The sequence below is a fragment of the Phenylobacterium sp. genome (assembly GCF_016793225.1).
GTDB lineage: Bacteria > Pseudomonadota > Alphaproteobacteria > Caulobacterales > Caulobacteraceae > Phenylobacterium.
In genome coordinates this window covers 1-16,314 of the sequence record NZ_JAEUMN010000034.1, presented here as the reverse complement: position 1 = coordinate 16,314, position 16,314 = coordinate 1, and the positions used below count along the sequence as shown (strand labels likewise).

Annotated in this window: 15 protein-coding genes; 5 read left to right on the top strand and 10 right to left on the bottom strand. The window is 71.4% G+C overall.

The window, feature by feature from the left end; translation table 11 throughout:
• Positions 1–22: 22 nt before the first annotated feature.
• Both JNK30_RS03615 and JNK30_RS03610 read left to right on the top strand, forming a co-directional pair.
• Positions 23–1,255 (top strand): aminotransferase class V-fold PLP-dependent enzyme, encoded by a 1,233-nt coding sequence (locus JNK30_RS03615; protein ID WP_293480264.1) that lies wholly within the window; start codon positions 23–25, stop codon positions 1,253–1,255.
• The gene (locus tag JNK30_RS03610; RefSeq protein WP_293480262.1) at positions 1,252–2,850 is read left to right on the top strand and encodes a hypothetical protein; all 1,599 of its coding nucleotides are present in this window, start codon (positions 1,252–1,254) and stop codon (positions 2,848–2,850) included. The genes JNK30_RS03615 and JNK30_RS03610 overlap by 4 nt, the downstream gene beginning before the upstream one ends.
• Before the next feature lie 302 nt (positions 2,851–3,152).
• Here the strand turns inward: JNK30_RS03610 and JNK30_RS03605 are convergent, their stop codons facing one another.
• Positions 3,153–4,625, bottom strand: coding sequence for a peptidase S10 (locus JNK30_RS03605; protein ID WP_293480260.1), 1,473 nt, complete (start codon positions 4,623–4,625; stop codon positions 3,153–3,155).
• A 278-nt stretch (positions 4,626–4,903) separates the two neighbouring features.
• Between JNK30_RS03605 and JNK30_RS03600 the strand changes: the two genes are divergently transcribed.
• Positions 4,904–6,079, top strand: a complete 1,176-nt coding sequence (locus JNK30_RS03600; protein WP_293480258.1) for a pyridoxal phosphate-dependent aminotransferase — start codon at positions 4,904–4,906, stop codon at positions 6,077–6,079.
• 15 nt (positions 6,080–6,094) lie between these two features.
• On the opposite strand, the gene JNK30_RS03595 is transcribed toward JNK30_RS03600, so the two are convergent.
• From JNK30_RS03595 to JNK30_RS03565, 7 genes are all read right to left on the bottom strand, one after another.
• Positions 6,095–6,505, bottom strand: a complete 411-nt coding sequence (locus JNK30_RS03595; RefSeq protein ID WP_293480256.1) for a MerR family transcriptional regulator — start codon at positions 6,503–6,505, stop codon at positions 6,095–6,097.
• A gap of 30 nt (positions 6,506–6,535) precedes the next feature.
• On the bottom strand, positions 6,536–6,838 hold the full coding sequence (locus JNK30_RS03590; protein WP_293364679.1) for an integration host factor subunit alpha: 303 nt from the start codon (positions 6,836–6,838) through the stop codon (positions 6,536–6,538).
• A gap of 99 nt (positions 6,839–6,937) precedes the next feature.
• A complete protein-coding gene (locus tag JNK30_RS03585; protein WP_293480254.1) occupies positions 6,938–7,918 on the bottom strand; it encodes a beta-ketoacyl-ACP synthase III in 981 nt (326 codons plus the stop codon).
• Position 7,919: 1 nt separating this feature from the next.
• A complete protein-coding gene (gene plsX, locus JNK30_RS03580; protein ID WP_293480297.1) occupies positions 7,920–8,975 on the bottom strand; it encodes a phosphate acyltransferase PlsX in 1,056 nt (351 codons plus the stop codon).
• Positions 8,976–9,070: 95 nt separating this feature from the next.
• Complete coding sequence (locus JNK30_RS03575; RefSeq protein ID WP_367118728.1) at positions 9,071–9,406, bottom strand: GIY-YIG nuclease family protein; 336 nt, start codon at positions 9,404–9,406, stop codon at positions 9,071–9,073.
• Positions 9,407–9,607: 201 nt separating this feature from the next.
• Positions 9,608–10,123 (bottom strand): DUF177 domain-containing protein, encoded by a 516-nt coding sequence (locus tag JNK30_RS03570; RefSeq protein WP_293480252.1) that lies wholly within the window; start codon positions 10,121–10,123, stop codon positions 9,608–9,610.
• The gene (locus JNK30_RS03565; protein WP_293480250.1) at positions 10,120–10,647 is read right to left on the bottom strand and encodes a ubiquinol-cytochrome C chaperone family protein; all 528 of its coding nucleotides are present in this window, start codon (positions 10,645–10,647) and stop codon (positions 10,120–10,122) included. Before JNK30_RS03565 ends, JNK30_RS03570 begins: the two co-directional genes overlap by 4 nt.
• A gap of 112 nt (positions 10,648–10,759) precedes the next feature.
• Here JNK30_RS03565 and JNK30_RS03560 point away from each other — a divergent pair, with 112 nt between their 5' ends.
• Positions 10,760–11,269, top strand: coding sequence for an outer membrane protein assembly factor BamE (locus JNK30_RS03560; protein ID WP_293480248.1), 510 nt, complete (start codon positions 10,760–10,762; stop codon positions 11,267–11,269).
• 561 nt (positions 11,270–11,830) lie between these two features.
• Here JNK30_RS03560 and JNK30_RS03555 read toward each other — a convergent pair.
• On the bottom strand, positions 11,831–13,960 hold the full coding sequence (locus JNK30_RS03555) for a sodium-translocating pyrophosphatase (RefSeq protein WP_293480247.1): 2,130 nt from the start codon (positions 13,958–13,960) through the stop codon (positions 11,831–11,833).
• A 185-nt stretch (positions 13,961–14,145) separates the two neighbouring features.
• A complete protein-coding gene (locus JNK30_RS03550; RefSeq protein WP_293480245.1) occupies positions 14,146–14,577 on the bottom strand; it encodes a hypothetical protein in 432 nt (143 codons plus the stop codon).
• Positions 14,578–14,897: 320 nt separating this feature from the next.
• Between JNK30_RS03550 and JNK30_RS03545 the strand changes: the two genes are divergently transcribed.
• Entirely contained in the window at positions 14,898–15,833 is a 936-nt protein-coding gene (locus tag JNK30_RS03545; protein WP_293480243.1) for a retroviral-like aspartic protease family protein, read from the top strand.
• Positions 15,834–16,314: the final 481 nt, after the last annotated feature.

The window sequence follows — 16,314 nt, the reverse complement described above, 5'->3', positions numbered from 1 at the left end:
TCCGGGCAAGTCAGGGGCTCCGATGAAGTTCACCCGCAGAGCGCTCGTCGCGGCCGCAGCGGCGACCCCCGGCCTGGCCGCGGCCGCCCCGCCCGCCGCCCTGCCGGCGCGCTCGGCGTTCGCGAAGATGCCGTACGTCTACCTCGACAGCGGCTCGACCCATCCCATGCCGCTGGGCGCCAGGGCCGCGCTCGAGGAGTACCTCCGCTTCAAGACGCGCGACGGCCCCTGGACCGGCTACAGCATGGGGGCCAAGGAGACCGCGGTGCTCGCCGGCTTCGGCGCGCTCGTGGGCGCCGCGCCCGACGAGCTGGTGCAGATCCAGTCGACCACCATGGGCGAGAACCTGGTGCTGGCGGCCCTGGGCTTCCCGCAGGCCGGCGGGCGCATCGTCACCGACGCGCTGCATTTCTTCGGGTCCTTCTACACCTACGGCGAACTGGCCAAGGCCGGCGTCGACGTGGTCACCCTGCCGATGACGCCCGAGGGCCGCATCGACATGGCCGCCATGGCCGCGGCGGTGAACGACGGGACGCAGCTGGTCTCGGTCAGCCACGTCTCCACCACCAACGGCTTCGAGCACGACCTGAAGGCGGTCTGCGACCTCGCCCACGCCCACGGCGCCTACGTCTACGCCGACATCGTGCACGGCGCCGGCTCCACGCCGCTGGACCTGCGCGCCGCCGGCGTCGATTTCGCCGCCTGCTCGTCCTACAAGTGGCTGATGGGCGACTTCGGCCTGGCGTTCCTCTACGTGCGCCGGGAGATCCAGGAGAAGGTCGCGCGGCCTTGGTGGGGCTATCACCAGGTGGGCGGCCGGTTCGTCACCCACGTCTTCCCCTTCGATCCGCCGGGCGACCGTGTCTCCGACTACAGCTACGCCGAGGGCGCCAGCGGCAAGTTCGCCATGGGCACCACCTCCTGGACCGGCGTGGTCCAGCTCGAGCACAGCCTGGCCTGGATCCGCCAGCTCGGCGTCGCCAACATCCAGGCGTACCGCCAGCCCATGGCCGACGCGATCCAGGCCGAGCTCCGCCGTCGGGGCTACCAGCCGATGACCCCACTGGACAGCCGCACGCCGCTCGTCGCCTTCGCCCTGAAGGACGCCCGCGCCAAGCTCGCCGAGCGGCTCCAGAAGAACGACATCCGCATGACCGTCAGCGCCAACCGCTTCCGCGTCTCGCTCTCCGTGTTCAACGACATGAACGACGTCGACCGGCTGCTGGCCGTCCTGCCCAAGGCCCCGCCCGCATGACTCCCCTCCCCGCAGGGGTCAGGGACGTCGCGGCGCTGGCCGTCTCGGCTCTCCTGTGCGCCGCCCCGGCCCTCGCCCAGGCCCCGCCGCCGGCGCCGCCCGCCAACGCGGGGCCGTTCTCGATCCCGATGTCGCGGCCCACGGCGCCGGGGCCGGTCGAGCCCCTGCCCGCGCCGAAGCGCTTCGTCTCCAAGCGCGCCATCACCGTGAAGGGGCAGCGCATCGCCTACACGGCGATCGCCGGCGAGACCTGGCTCTACAACCGCGCCGCCGAGCCGATCGGCTCCATCTTCTCGTTCAGCTACCTCAAGGCCGGCCCGCCGGATCCCCGCCGCCCGGTGATGTTCGTCTTCAACGGCGGCCCCGGCTCGTCGTCTCTGTGGCTGCACATGGGCGTCGTCGGCCCCCGCCGCGTGGTGCTGGACCAGGAGGTGAACCCCTCCAATACCCCGCCCTTCGGCCTCGCCGACAACCCGCACAGCCTCCTCGACGTGGCGGACCTGGTCTTCATCGATCCCGTCGGGACCGGCTGGTCGCGGGTGATCGGCAAGGGGACCAACGCCGATTTCTGGGGTGTGGACGAGGACGCCGACGCCGTGGCCCAGTTCATCGAGCTCTGGCTGACCGAGCACCGGCGCTGGAACGCGCCCAAGTTCGTGATGGGCGAGAGCTACGGTTCGGTCCGCGCCGCCGTCCTGCCCCGGGCCCTGATGGGTGGGCCGCTCTACGTGGGCTACATGCGCGGGATCACCCTGAACGGCGTCGTCCTGCTGGGCACGACCCTCGGCGCCCGCAACGCCTCGGGCGAAGCCGGCGCGGCCGAGATGCGCCAGGCCCTCGCCCTGCCCGCCTTGGCCGACACCGCGTGGCATCACGGGAAGATCGACCGCAGGGGTCGCAGCCTGGAGGACTTCCACCAGGAGGTCGTGGCCTTCGCCCGGGGCGACTACGTCCAGGCGCTTCAGAAGGACAAGGCCGGGCAGCTCGGCGCGGCCGACCGCGCCGCGATCGGCGCCCGCCTCGCCGCCTACACCGGCCTGCCCGCGTCCGCCTACGACAAGTCCCTGGTCGTGCCGGACGCCGAGTTCGCCCGCCGCCTGCTCGCCGACAGGGGCCTGCAGGTGGGCGTGTACGACAGCCGCTACACCCTGCCGCTCGCCGGTTCCGGCGCCGATCCGGTCGCCGACGACCCGGCGATGGGGCGCTACGTCCCGGGCTTCATAGCCGCCTTCCACCAGATGGTCGCCGACGACCTCGGCGTCGTCATGGACCGGCCCTACGGCGCCATCGTCTGGCGCGACCTGCTGCCCGCCTGGAACTGGGAGCGCCGCGGCGTGCCGCCCGGCCAGTCCTTCGCCACCGACCTCGCCGTCGCCATGCGCCGGACCGAGAAGCTCCGCGTGCTCGTGGCGTCGGGCTACTACGACCTCTCCACCCACTCGGCCCCGGCCGAGTACGCCATCGAGCAGGCTGGACTGCCCAGGGACCGCGTCATGCTGCGCCGCTACGCCTCCGGCCACATGCTCTACCTCGGCGACACCGCCGGCGCCTTTGCCGACGATGTCCGCACCCTGATCCGCGACGCCACGCAGTAGGCCAGAGGCCCCGCCCCCTTCCTTTCCCACGCAGTCGGAGAGGGGGACCGCACGCCGACGCCGCTTGCCGTAGAGCGGGTGGTGGAGAGGGCGAGCCTCATCCACTGCGTTTGGTGCGCACGATCGATCCGCCGAGCCTGAGGCCTGCCCTCTCCCCCATCGGCTCTCCGCTGGCTCCCGCGCGCCGAAGGCGCCGTTTGACCACGATCCACGTCCGGGCGTTCCATCGCACCCGGCCCGCACCAGCATGTTCGTGTGGTTCGCGGTTCCTTCGTTCTGGCGCGGCCGCGCCAGCCAACTCCTCAGCGCTTCGTCACGAAGTCCCGCACCGCCGCGTTGAAGCGCGCGAGGTTGGCGTCCCCGTCGTACACCCCGTGCGGCCCGGCGAAGTAGGCCGCCGTCAACTGACCGGCGGGAACCCCGGCCTGGTCCAGCACGTAGCGCCCGGCGTAGGCCGGCGTCGTCAGGTCGTAGTAGCCGGCCGCCCAGAACAGCCGCAGCCCCGGATTGGCCTGCATCGCCGCCCCCAGCGCCTCGTAGGGATTGCTGCGCCGCTCGTGGATCCAGGCGGCGTTCACCGAGAAGTTCACGCCGTAGTACGGCTCCGTCGCCGGGTACTTCAGCACCTCGGTCAGGTAGCGCCCCACCACGGGCGACGGCACCGGGCCGATGGCCTCCGGGCTGGGCGGCGGGCCAGCCGGCGCGCCCGCCGCCCGCTTCGGCACGACCCCCAGCGCCGGGTCGTCGATCGCCCCGTCCTGCCCGGGCTCCAGCGGCGCGGTCACCGTCACGTCCAGCAGGCCGGTCCGCAGCGCACGGTCCTTCAGGATGTTGAACATCCAGTCGTTCTTGGACAGCCGCAGGTTCTTTTCCTCGATCAGCGCGGCCGGCAGCCCCACCAGCGCCGACATCCTCTCCGCGATCCGGCGCTTCTCCGCCGCCGGCAGGCTTCCGCCCTGGATGAGGGCGGTCACGTACTCCGTCCTGGCGAACTGCACGGCCTCGGCGAACACCTGGTCCACCGTCCGCCCGGCCCGGTCGATCTTCTGGTGATGCCAGGCCCCCGCCGCCATGGTCGGCAACGCCACGACGTACGGCATCTCGCGACCCGGAACCTCGCCGGCCAGCGCGATCAGCAGCACGCCGTCGAACGGCAGGTCCTTCGACATCCCGACGATGGCGGCCGCCCGGGTCGTCCCATAGCTCTCGCCCGCGAGGAACCGCGGCGAACCCTCGCGCCCGTGCGCCTTCAGCCAGGCCTGGATCACGGTCTTCACCGCCTGGGCGTCGCCCGAGGTCGAGTAGAACGGCTTGCCGTCCACGCCGGGCAGCGGCCGCGAGAACCCCGTGCCGACCGGGTCGACGAACACCAGGTCCACGGCGTCCAGCGGGCTGTGCGCATTGGCGACCCAGCCGCCTCCGCTGCGATCTCCAGGCGGCGCGGGCGTACGCCTGTAGGGCCCCAGCGCGCTCATGTGCAGGGGCGACGATGAGGCCCCCGGCCCGCCGTTGAACAGGAACATCACCGGCCGCCGGGCGCGGTCCTTCACGCCGTCGCGGACGTAGGCGATCGTGGTGGCCATGGCGGCCGGCCGGCCCTGCGCGTCGGCGAGCACCGTCTCGGCCACCGTGGCCGTGTAGCGCAGCGCCTGGCCGTTGAAGACGCCCTCGTGCCGGGTCACCGCCACCCGCGGCGCCGGAGCGTCCGCGGCCTGGGCGCCGCCCGCCGCCATGGCCGCCATGATCGCCAGCAGGCTCAGCGCGGCCGCACGCATCCCATGTCTCTCCATCCGCCTTCCCCGAAGCTCCCGGCGAAGCCTAGCGGCGACCGCCCGGATTTTCCTTTCGTTGTGCGCCGTCGCCGCGGCGACCGCGACGGCAGGCGCCTGCCGCGATCGACAGCCGAGCATGACTTATGCGCGGACGAACAGGCCCACGAATAGCGCCCCCCGTCGGCTGGCCGCTTCGGGGGCAAATCGCAAAGAAACTCCACCCGCCGCGGGTAAGCTGACAGGCGGCCGCGGGCGTGTCGTGCGGTGGGCGGGGGTTTTTCGTGACGTCAGGCCGTTCGACAGGCGCCGCCAGGGAGCAGGCGGAAGGCGGCGACGCCCTGTTCGATGCGGCCCGCTACGCGGACTGGGTCCGGGGAACGATGCGGGTCAAGGCGACGCGGCCCGAAGTGTCCCTGCTCTTCGAGAGCACCATCGCCGAGCCGACCGAGCTCCTCGTCCGCACCGTGCGCGAAGCCTTCGGCTCAGGCGTCACGTCGCGCTACGTCAGCGTCTTCGCGGACGGCAACCGCTTCGCCATCGACGCGGTCGCACGCCGCTACGGGCTGGGCCCCGACCAGGTCCTGCCCACCACGGGTGCGACCGGCGCCCTCGCCCTGGCCTTGCGGGCGCTCGTCGCCAAGGATGATGACGTCCTGGTCGAGACCCCCGGCTTCGATCTCCTCGCGCGCCTGGCGGCCGAGGCCGGCGCGTCCGTGGGCTTCATCCGCCGCGGCGGGCCGGACTACGCGCTGGACCTCGACGACCTCGCCGCCCGCCTGACGCCCCGCACGCGGGTGGTGATCCTCACCAACCTGCACAATCCATCGGGCGCCTGGATGCCCCCCGAGGCCATCGCCGCGGCCGCCCGTCTCGTGGAGACGGTCGGCGGCGTCCTGATCGTCGACGAGGTCTACGCCGACTTCGCGAACGCGCCGCCGCCGGCCGCCAGCCTCGCCGCCAACATCGTCACCGTCTCGAGCCTGACCAAGGTGTTCGGCCTCTTCGCCCTCAAGTTCGGCTGGATGGCGGCGGACGCCGGGCTCCTCGCGCGCATCCGGTGCGCGGCTCCGGACGGGGACATGGGGGTCTCGAAGCTGTCCCACGCCGTGGCGGCCCACGTCCTGGAGCGGCCCGCGCCGTTCGAGGCGCACTGGCGGGGGATCCTGCAGGCCACCCGGCCCGTGGTCGCCGGCCACGCGGCGCCCCTCGTCGCCGAAGGCCTGCTGGCCGGCGAGCTGCCGCCGCACGGCTGCATGTACTTTCCCGAGGTCCCGGGCGTGTCCGACACCCGCGCGCTCGCGCGCCGCCTGCTCGACGACTTCGACGTGCTGGTCGCCCCCGGCGAGTACTTCGGCGCGCCCGGCCATCTCCGGATCGGCTTCGGCGGGGACCCCGAGGCGGTGGACCGCGGCATGTCGCGCCTGGCCGCCGGCCTCCGGCATTCGATCAGGGGATAAGGACCGGTTCCGCGCCTACTTGCGCAGCAGGCCGTCCAGCCGCGCCTTGATGGTCTCCAGGTCGCGCAGGGCCTCCACGAGCCCGCTGGTGTCCCGCGTCACCGGCCCCCGGCTGGCCGCCGGCGCGACCGCTTCGGCGCCCCGCGCCGCCGCCTCGCCCTCGCCGATCGCCGCCAGCCGCTTCACGCCCTGCTCGCGCTGAAGCTTCTGGACGCCCTTGATGGTGTAGCCCTCGTCGTGCAGCAGCCGCCGCACGCCGCGCAGCACGGCGATGTCCGAGGGGCGGTAGAACCGGCGCCCGCCGGCGCGCTTCATGGGCTTGATGAAGCTGAACCGCGTCTCCCAGAACCGGAGCACGTGCTGGGGCACGTTGAGTTCATCCGCCGCTTCGGAGATCGTCCGGAAGGCGTCGGGCCCCTTGGCCACCGCGGCTACGCGGTCCTCACCGCGGCGTCCTCATCGGGACAGCGCGCGGTCGACACGGGCCTTCATCACCTGGCTCGCGCGGAACCCGATCACGCGGCGCGGGTCGATCGCGGCAGGCTCGCCGGTCTTGGGATTGCGCCCCATGCGCGCCCGCTTGGCGCGCACCTGGAAGACGCCGAAGCCGCTGAGCTTGACCTGCTCGCCCTTCTCCAGGGCCACGCACATCAGCTCCAGCACCCGCTCCACGAGCTCGGAGCAGTCCTGGCGCGTCAGGCCGACCTGCTCATGGACCGCCTCGCAGAGGTCGGCCCGCGTCACCGTCGCCCCTTTCATGATCGCTCGGGTCCCCGCAGCCACGTCGTTCATTGCGCTTGATTGTCCTATCGGCACAGAGACTTCAAGTCACACTTTACAGCATAAGCGCAAGCGGACTCAAAGGCGAAGAACGCAGGCGCCCCAGGTCAGTCCGCCGCCCATGGCCTCGAGCAGCAGCAGTTGCCCGGGCTTGATGCGACCGTCGTTCAGCCCCTCGTCCAGTGCAAGCGGAATCGAGGCGGCCGAGGTGTTGGCGTGTTCGGCCACGGTCGAGATGACCTTGGTCTCGTCGATGCCCAGCCGGCGGGCGACGCCCTCCAGGATGCGCTGGTTGGCCTGGTGCGGGATGAACCAGTCCACGCTGGGCACGTCGATGCCCGCGTCCGCGGCGGCGGCCACCACGGCTTCCGAGATGTTCACGACCGCATGGCGGAACACCTGGTTGCCCTGCATGCGCAGGTAGCCGGTCTGCCGGTTGGTCGAGACCCCGCCGTCCACGTAGAGCAGGTCCTGCTTCGTCCCGTCGGCGCGGAGCGCGAAGCCCAGCAGGCCGCGGTCGGCGGTGGTCCCCTCGCCTTCCTGCGGCTCCAGCACCACGGCGCCGGCGCCGTCGCCGAACAGCACGCAGGTGCCTCGGTCGGTCCAGTCCATCAGCCGCGTCATGGTCTCGGCGCCGATGACCAGGGCCACCTTGCTGCGGTTGCGCGCCACGAAGCCGTCGGCCACCGACAGCGCGTAGACGAAGCCCGAGCAGACGGCCTGCACGTCGAAGGCCACGCCCACGGGACATCCCAGCTTGCGCTGCACGATCGTCGCCGTGGCGGGGAAGGTCAGGTCCGGGGTGGTGGTGGCCACCACGATCATGTCCACGTCCGCCGGCGTACGCCCCGCCGCGGCCAGCGCGCGGCGCGCGGCCTCCACCGCCAGGTCCGACACCGGCGTGCCGTCGTCGGCCTGCCGGCGCTGGCGGATTCCGGTCCGCTCGCGGATCCATTCGTCGGACGTGTCCACCACCTTGGACAGGTCCTCGTTCGTCACGATCCGGTCCGGCAGGAATCCGCCGACCCCGGTGACGACGCTACGCACGACTTTGGGCAATTCAGGCGGCTCCGTCCGCGGCTGCGGGTCCCGCGTCGGCGAGCGCAGCGGGAAGCCGCCTCATATTCCGTTCGATCTCGGAGGCAAACCCGCTTTGCGCCAGATCGGCCGCGGCCTTCACCGCCTTGGCGAAGTCGCGCGTCTCCGCCGAGCCGTGGCACTTGAGCACCAGGCCGTTCAGGCCCAGCAGCGGCGCGGCCGGCGGCGGGCTGATCTTGTCGCGGAACGTCATCAGCGAGGGCCGCGCCAGCATCGCCCCCAGGCTGGCGAAGAGATCGCGGGTCAGGGCCTCGCGCAGCTCGGCGTACATGAAGCGCGCGGCGCCCTCCATGGCCTTCAGGGCAACGTTGCCGGTGAAGCCGTCGGTGACCACCACGTCCACCGAGTCCTTGGTGATGTCGTCGCCCTCGACGAAGCCCTTGTACTCAAGGTCGATGGCGCCCTCGCGCAGGATGCGGTGGGCCTCGCGCACCTCCTCGTGGCCCTTCATCTCCTCCGAGCCCACGTTCAGCAGGCCCACGCTGGGCCGGGCCACGCCGTGGGCCGCCCGGTGGTAGGCCTCGCCCATGATGGCGAACTCCACCAGCCGCCCGGCGTCGCAGTCGACGTTGGCGCCCACGTCCAGGAAGGTCGTCACGCCCTTCGCGTGCGGGATCGACGCCACCAGGGCGGGCCGGTCCAGGTCGGCGCTCATCCGCAGGATCAGCTTCGAGATGGCCATCAGCGCGCCGGTGTTGCCCGCCGACACCGCCGCCACGGCCTGGCCCTCGCGGATCGCCTCCACCGCGTTCCAAATCGACGAGCCCTTGCCCCGGCGCATGGCCTGGGCGGGCTTCTCGTCCATGGCGATCACCTTCTCGGCGTGCCGGAACTCCACCCGGTCGAGCGGCAGCTTCGCCCGCTGGGCCTCGGCCCGCAGCGCGGCCTCGTCCCCGTGGATCAACAGGCGCGCGCCGGCCGGCAGGGCCGCGAGCGCCTGCGCGCACGCGGGGATCACCACGGACGGCCCATGGTCGCCGCCCATGGCGTCGATCGAAATCACCAGTGGCTGGGTCAGCGCTCGTCCCTCAACGCGCGGAATCGCCGGCGACCATAGCCCGCCGGTTTGCAGAACGGAAACGGGGCCGGACGGATGGACCCCGGGCGCCTCGCTCACGCACGCCGATCGTGAGGCAGGCCCGCCAACCAGGCCGCCACGTCTGGCTCGGGAAACTCCTCGCCGCAGAGGTCCCGCCAAGTGGGGTTGTCCGCTTCGATCAGCATGATCTTCCAGGACCGACGCCACGCCTTGATGCGCCGCTCTCGCTGGACCGCGCCGGCGCGAGTCTCGTGCCGCTCGAACCACACCAGCAGCGTGACGCCGTACCGCGCCGTGAAGCCCGGCCTGACCTTGGCGCGATGCTCCCACATCCGACGTTGCAGCCCGTCGGTCGAGCCCACGTAGAGCGTACCGTTGCGGCGGCTGGCGAGCATATAGGTGTAGAACATAATTCTACTTATGTTCTCGCACTTTCCCGGTCCACTCCCGACCGTCCCGGCGAATGCCGGGACCCAGATCGAATGGCTCCGAGCGGGGGCGTGGGCCCCTGGGGCGGCTCGGCCTCGCCTCTGGCGCTCGCAATCTGGATCCCGGCATTCGCCGGGATGGCCGGAGGTCTGGGTTCGTCGGCCCAGGCTTGAGCCGGCCCCCTACCCCTTGCGGTCCTTCAACGCCTTCAGCGCCGCGAAGGGCGAGGTTTCCTCGGGCGGCGCCTGGTACTCGAAGGTCGCGCCCGGCTTGCGCGGGAACGGGTCCAGCTCCAGCGCCAGGTGCTCGACGACGATCGCCGCCACGTCCACCGCGTCGCCGTCCAGGATGTCGGGGGCGTCCGGCGCGTCGGGATCCAGCTCCAGCTCGCCGCCCTCGGGCGCCGCCGCGTTCGGGCTGCCCGCCGGCACCGCGCGCAGGTCGATCTCGCCGGCCACCGGCTGTTCGAAGGCGTCCAGCGACACGCCGCAGACCTGCTCGACCACGGCGTCGAACCGGCCGGTCACCTCGACCCCGTCCAGCCACGGCTTCACGGTCACCTGCGCCGCCAGGCTCGGCAGGCTCACCAGCCCCAGCTGCCGCGCCAGCGCGGCGCGCTGCGCCTCGTCCGGCTCCAGCGACAGCCGCACCGGGCCGCGGCCCGCCTCGTGCAGCTTCACGATGCGCGACCAGCTCACGCCGGCCCCCACGCGACCCGCCCGGCCAGCAGCTCGTCCAGGGGCTGCGCCGCCAGCGCGTCCCGCTGGCCGACCACATAGTCCGCCAGCGCCGCGGCGCGGCCCTCGTCGGCCCCGGCATAGACCGTGCGCCCCAGCAGCGCCTCCAGCTCGGTCCGGTCGGGCAGCGCCGCCAGCGCCTTCTCGAACGAGTTCACGCGCCCGTAGAACGCCTCGCCCAGCTTGCGCATCTTCTTGCCCACCGACAGGTCGCCCACGCCCATCTCGCGCAGCGAATTGTCCAGGGCGCTCACGTAGGTGTCGAACAGCGCCTGGGCCGTATCCGCCGCCTGCGGCCCCTCGCCCTTCAGCCGCGCCAGCACCAGGTAGACGTGGAAGCTGTAGACCTCGAAACGGCCCTCCGGCGTATCCGGCGCGCCCAGCGCCGCGTAGAGCCCCGGCGTCCGCGCCTGGGCCACCGTCGCGGCGTACAGCGCGCGGCCGGCGGCGACCGTCGCGCGGGGCTTGAACAGGGCCTTGAGCATGGCGAGCCTCGATTTCGCCCCAGAGGTGGGTCTAAAGGCGGCATTGAACTAGGGACCGCCGGGCGATAGGTCAAAGCCTCTTGCCGCTTCGGCCGATCAGAAAACGAGTCCGATGACCCGCCACGCCGCCCATCTTCCCCGCATCGGCGCCGCCCTCGCCGCCGTCGCCCTCGTGGCGGCCGGCGTCAGCGCGTGCTCCCCGATCACCAGCTACTCCGGCTTCCAGGCGATCGATTCCGACCCGAAGGACGTGAAGATCGGCACGGACACCAAGTCCACCGTCCGCGCCAAGCTCGGCTCGCCGTCGGTGCAGTCGACCTTCGACCCGAACGTCTGGTTCTACGTGAACCAGATCAAGGAGCGCGTGGCCTTCCAGCGGCCCCGGGTCACGGCCCGCAACGTCACCGCCATCGCCTTCAACAAGGACACCGAGCTCGTGGAGACGGTCAACGTCTACACCCTCAAGGACGGCAAGGTGATCGCATTCAACAACCGCGAGACGCCCACGCGCGGCCGCGAGATGACCGTCCTCGAGCAGCTCCTCGGCAGCGTCGGCCGCGGCGGCCTGCTCCCGCAGGACGACGAAGGCGTCCCCGGCAGCCGCCCCGGCGACCGCCGCTGACGGTCATCCGGTTCGCCGCGAGGCGTAACCCACGCACGCTCCTGTCATCCCGGTTTGGGCGCAGCCCAAGACCGGGACCCATAGACTCCGCCCTTCAGGCAAACCCACCGCCGCGCCCTCCCGCCCGACCACCCGCGCGTATGGGTCCCGGTCTTCGCTTCGCGAAACCGGGATGACAGCTGTGAGGGTGTCGGGGCGGAGGGGAACCACCCGAACGCGCCCTGCCCGACGCGAGTCCGAGCCGTCGTGCCCGACGGACCATTCGTGTGCTTCGTGTTCATTCGTGGTCGCAGAACACCGACTGCGGCGGCTGCCGAGCCATCCACCCCCTGTCATCCCGGTTTCGCCGCCAGGCGAAAACCGGGACCCATAGACTCCGCGCTTCAGGCAAACCCACCACCGCACCCTCCCGCCCGACCACCCGCGCATATGGATCCCGGTCTTCGCTTCGCGAAACCGGGATGACAGCTGAGAGGGTGCGGCCCGCCATGCCCCGCCAAGCAGAACGCCCCGGAGATCGCTCTCCGGGGCGTTCGCATGTTCGGCCTTGGCCGGCGGGCGTTAGCCCATCGCGCCGTGGGCCAGGATCGCCAGCAGCAGCAGGGCCACGATGTTGGTGATCTTGATCATCGGGTTCACGGCGGGGCCCGCCGTGTCCTTGTAGGGGTCGCCGACCGTGTCGCCGGTCACCGCGGCCTTGTGGGCCTCGGAGCCCTTGCCGCCGTGGTGGCCTTCCTCGATCAGCTTCTTGGCGTTGTCCCAGGCGCCGCCGCCGCTGGTCATGGAGACCGCGACGAAGAGGCCGGTGACGATCACGCCCATCAGCATGGCGCCCAGGGCGGCGAAGCCGTTCACCTTGCCGGCGATCGCGTTGATCACGAAGAACAGCACGACCGGCGAGGCCACGGGCAGCAGCGACGGGACGATCATCTCCCGGATCGCCGCGCCGGTGAGGATCGAGACGGCGCGGCCGTACTCGGGCTTCACCTCGCCCGTCATGATCCCGGGGTTCTCCTTGAACTGCCGGCGGACCTCCTCCACGACGCTCTCGGCGGCGCGGCCCACGGCGGTCATCGACATGCCGCCGAACAGGAACGGCAGCAGGCCGCCGAACAGCAGGCCGACCACCACGTAGGGGTTCGACAGGTCGAAGGCCACCGCGCCCATGCCCTCGAAGAACGAGCCCGGCGTCGCATTGGCCGAGAAGTACTTCAGGTCCTCGGTGTAGGCGGCGAAGAGCACCAGGGCGCCCAGGCCGGCCGAACCGATGGCGTAGCCCTTGGTCACGGCCTTGGTGGTGTTGCCCACGGCGTCCAGCGCGTCGGTGGTCACGCGGACCTCCGGCGGCAGGCCGCTCATCTCGGCGATGCCGCCGGCGTTGTCGGTGACGGGGCCGAAGGCGTCCAGGGCGACGATCACGCCCGCCAGCGACAGCATGGCCGTGGTGGCGATGGCGATGCCGAACAGGCCCGCCAGGCCGTAGGTCACGATGATGCCGGCGATGATCACCAGCGCCGGGGCCGCGGTCGACTCCAGGCTCATGGCCAGGCCCTGGATCACGTTGGTGCCGTGACCCGAGACCGAGGCCTTGGCCACCGACTTCACCGGCCGGAAGCCCGTGCCGGTGTAGTACTCGGTGATCACCACGATCAGCGCCGTGACCACCAGGCCCGCGACGCCGCAGTAGAACAGCTCGTTCGCCCCGAAGGTCTTGTCGCCCACGGTGACGGTGCCGGTGACGAGGGTGTTCACCACCCACCAGATGGCCGGGATCGACAGCACGCCGGTCAGGATCAGGCCCTGGTACAGCGCGCCCATGATGTTCTGGGACTTGCCCAGGCGCACGCCGAAGGTGCCGATGATCGAGGTGAAGATGCAGACGCCGCAGATGCCCAGCGGCAGCAGCATCATCGCGCCCACCATGTCGGGCAGGTCGCGGAAGAAGATCGCCGCCAGCACCATGGTGGCGACGGTGGTCACCGCGTAGGTCTCGAACAGGTCGGCGGCCATGCCGGCGCAGTCGCCGACGTTGTCGCCCACGTTGTCGGCGATGGTGGCGGCGTTGCGCGGGTCATCCTCGGGGATGCCGGCCTCGACCTTGCCCACCATGTCGCCGCCCACGTCGGCGCCCTTGGTGAAGATGCCGCCGCCCAGACGGGCGAAGATGGAGATCAGCGACGCCCCGAAGCCCAGGGCGACCAGGCTGTCCACGACCTCGCGGCTGGTGAGGGCCAGCGCCATCGGGCCGGTCAGCACGTAGTAGTAGCCCGCCACGCCCAGCAGGGCGAAGCCGGCCACCAGCATGCCGGTGATGGCGCCCGAGCGGAACGCGAGCGACAGGCCCTTGGCCAGCCCCTCGGAGGCCGCCTGCGCCGTCCGCACGTTGGCGCGGACCGAGATCAGCATGCCCGCGAAGCCCGCGAGCCCCGACAGCACGGCGCCGATCAGGAAGCCCACGGCCGGCAACGGCCCGAGCAGCGCGAACAGGGCCACGAGGATGACCACGCCCACGATGGCGATGGCCGTGTACTGCTTCCGGAGGTAGGCCTGCGCCCCCTCCTGGATGGCGGCGGCGATCTCCTGCATCCGGGCGTTGCCCGGAGAGGAGCGCATCAGCGACATCGTCTGGAGCACGCCGTACAGGACGGCCGCAACCCCGGCGACGATCGCCAGCGTCAGCATAAAACTCATGAGTAGCGCACCCCTTTGCGATTGCGCGGAGGGGGACTTCGGACGTCCGGCAACCGCCGGTCCCGCCCGAATCGATCCCGTCCCTAGTGTTTCCCCAAGCTCGGGTACGCGAGGATCGCGCCCCGAAAGACGGCGGAAACTACTCGGGTTTCACAAGCCGGCGCAACCGGGGCGCTGGGGAAGCCTCAGGCGTGCGGCGTCGCCATCCTGCGGCGCGGGGCCTGCGAGGTCACCACGACGTTGCGGATCTGCCCCGGCCCCGCGATCGCCGCGGCGCTGCGGGTCATGGCGGCGGTCAGCCGCGGAACGTCCACCTGGCTGAGGTCCTTGGGGTGGCTGAAGGGGGTGCGATGCCCCGCGCGGACCAGCGCGTCGCGGAAGAACGGCTCCTTCTCGCGCAGCTTCGCCACGTTCGCCGAGCTGGTCAGGTTGATGCGGACATAGACGAACACATAGTTCACCAGCCGCCCGTTGGAGACGATCGGCAGGCCCACGGGCTGCAGTTCGACGTACTGCCCGACATCGCCCTTCTCATCCCCCTTCTTCGGCGCATCGGCGGCCTGCGCCACGCCGGCGCTGAACGCGATCAGAAGGGCGGCAAGAAAACGACGCATCATCCCCCCACTCTCCCAGAGATCCCTTTCGGAAACGTAGCTGTCATCCCGGTTTGGGCGCAGCCCAAGACCGGGACCCATAGACTCCGCGCTTCCGGCAAACCCCCCAGCCGCCACCGCCGCACCCCCCGCCCAACCACAGGCGCGTATGGGTCCCGGCTCTCCCCGGCTGCGCCGGGTCCGGCCGGGATGACAGCCGAAAGGATGCTGACCCACCCCTGTCATCCCGGTTTCGCCGCAAGACCCCCCGCCGCCGCAACCAAATGGCGGCGGTGGGCGAACGGTGCTACGCTGGCGCTCACCTGTCCGGGAGGAGACCGCGCATGGAGGCGACCCGTCGCAGCGCCGCTCTGGGGCTCATGGCGGCCGCCGCGCTGCCGGCCGGCCGCGCCTTGGCCCAGACCCCGCAGACCGAGCACCCGGAAGAGGACGCTCCGCCCACCGAGCTCGCCACCCGCGAGAGCCGCAACGAGCACATCCTCGCGCCCGTCAGCATCAACGGCCAGGGCCCGTTCAGCTTCGTCCTCGACACCGGCGCCAACATCAGCTGCGTCTCGAACCGGCTGATGGAGAAGCTGGCGCTGAAGGCCGGCGGCTCGGCCCCGGTCCACACGGTGGTGGGGGTCCGCGACCGTCCGATCGTCACCCTGGATCACCTCCAGGTCGGCCCGCGCAACCGCCGCAACGTCCGGGCCCCGGCGCTGCCGATCAAGGGCGCCGACGTCGACGGCGTGCTGGGCGTCGACTGGCTGAAGGGCCAGCGTCTCGTCCTCGACCTCAAGGGCCAGCGGATGGAGATCACCCGCTCCCGCCACGACGAGAGCGAGCCGGGCAAGGTGGTCGTGGTCCCCGCGCGGCGCCGCAAGGGCCAGCTGACCATCGTCGACGCCGACCTGTCCGGCAAACGCATCAGCGCCATCATCGATTCCGGCGCCCAGGGCAGCCTCTGCAACAGCAGGCTGCGCGACCTGCTGCTCGAGCAGGAGCGCCGCCGGGGCCGTGTGGCGGCGCCCCAGCTGGTGCGGATGGAGACCCTCGCGGGCGAGAGCTTCACCGGCGAGTCGCTGTTCCTGCCCTTCCTGCGGCTGGGCGGCCTGCACCTGGGCAACGTCCAGGTCACCTGCGCCGACATGCACGTCTTCCGGATCTGGGACCTCCAGGACAGCCCCGCGCTCGTCATCGGCATGGACCTGCTTCAGCAGTTCGAACAGGTCGCCCTCGACTTCGGCCGCTCCCAGGTCCGCTTCGACTTCACCTGACGCCGAGCCGAAAGACGTCTGAGTTCCCCCCCCCCTTTGTCATCCCGGTTTCGCGCAGCGAAAACCGGGACCCATAGACTCCGCGCTTCCGGCAACCCCCCCGCCGCCACCGCCGCGCCCCACCCCCGACCACCGGCGCGTATGGATCCCGGCTCTCCACCGGCTCCGCCGGGTCCGGCCGGGACGACAGCCGAAAGAATGCTGATTCAAACCTGTCATCCCGGTTTCGCGCAGCGAAAACCGGGACCCATAGACTCCGCGCTTCCGGCAAACCCCCAGCCGCCACCGCCGCCACCCCACCCCCGACCACAGGCGCGTATGGGTCCCGGCTCTCCCCCGGCTGCGCCGGGTCCGGCCGGGATGACAGCCGCAAGAACGCAGACCTACTCCTGTCATCCCGGTTTCGCCGCAGGCGAAAACCGGGACCCATAGACTCCGCGCCTCAGGCAAACCCCCGTCGCCGCACGGCTCGCCCCCGGCT

Bases quoted from the DNA above. Each gene is read 5' to 3' on its own strand.
- JNK30_RS03615 (WP_293480264.1), top strand. From the start codon at position 23: ATGAAGTTCACCCGCAGAGCGCTCGTCGCGGCCGCAGCGGCGACCCCC.
- JNK30_RS03610 (WP_293480262.1), top strand. From the start codon at position 1,252: ATGACTCCCCTCCCCGCAGGGGTCAGGGACGTCGCGGCGCTGGCCGTC.
- JNK30_RS03605 (WP_293480260.1), bottom strand. From the start codon at position 4,625: ATGCGTGCGGCCGCGCTGAGCCTGCTGGCGATCATGGCGGCCATGGCG.
- JNK30_RS03590 (WP_293364679.1), bottom strand. From the start codon at position 6,838: ATGAAAGGGGCGACGGTGACGCGGGCCGACCTCTGCGAGGCGGTCCAT.
- JNK30_RS03575 (WP_367118728.1), bottom strand. From the start codon at position 9,406: ATGTTCTACACCTATATGCTCGCCAGCCGCCGCAACGGTACGCTCTAC.
- JNK30_RS03565 (WP_293480250.1), bottom strand. From the start codon at position 10,647: ATGCTCAAGGCCCTGTTCAAGCCCCGCGCGACGGTCGCCGCCGGCCGC.
- JNK30_RS03560 (WP_293480248.1), top strand. From the start codon at position 10,760: ATGACCCGCCACGCCGCCCATCTTCCCCGCATCGGCGCCGCCCTCGCC.
- JNK30_RS03555 (WP_293480247.1), bottom strand. From the start codon at position 13,960: ATGAGTTTTATGCTGACGCTGGCGATCGTCGCCGGGGTTGCGGCCGTC.
- JNK30_RS03550 (WP_293480245.1), bottom strand. From the start codon at position 14,577: ATGATGCGTCGTTTTCTTGCCGCCCTTCTGATCGCGTTCAGCGCCGGC.
- JNK30_RS03545 (WP_293480243.1), top strand. From the start codon at position 14,898: ATGGAGGCGACCCGTCGCAGCGCCGCTCTGGGGCTCATGGCGGCCGCC.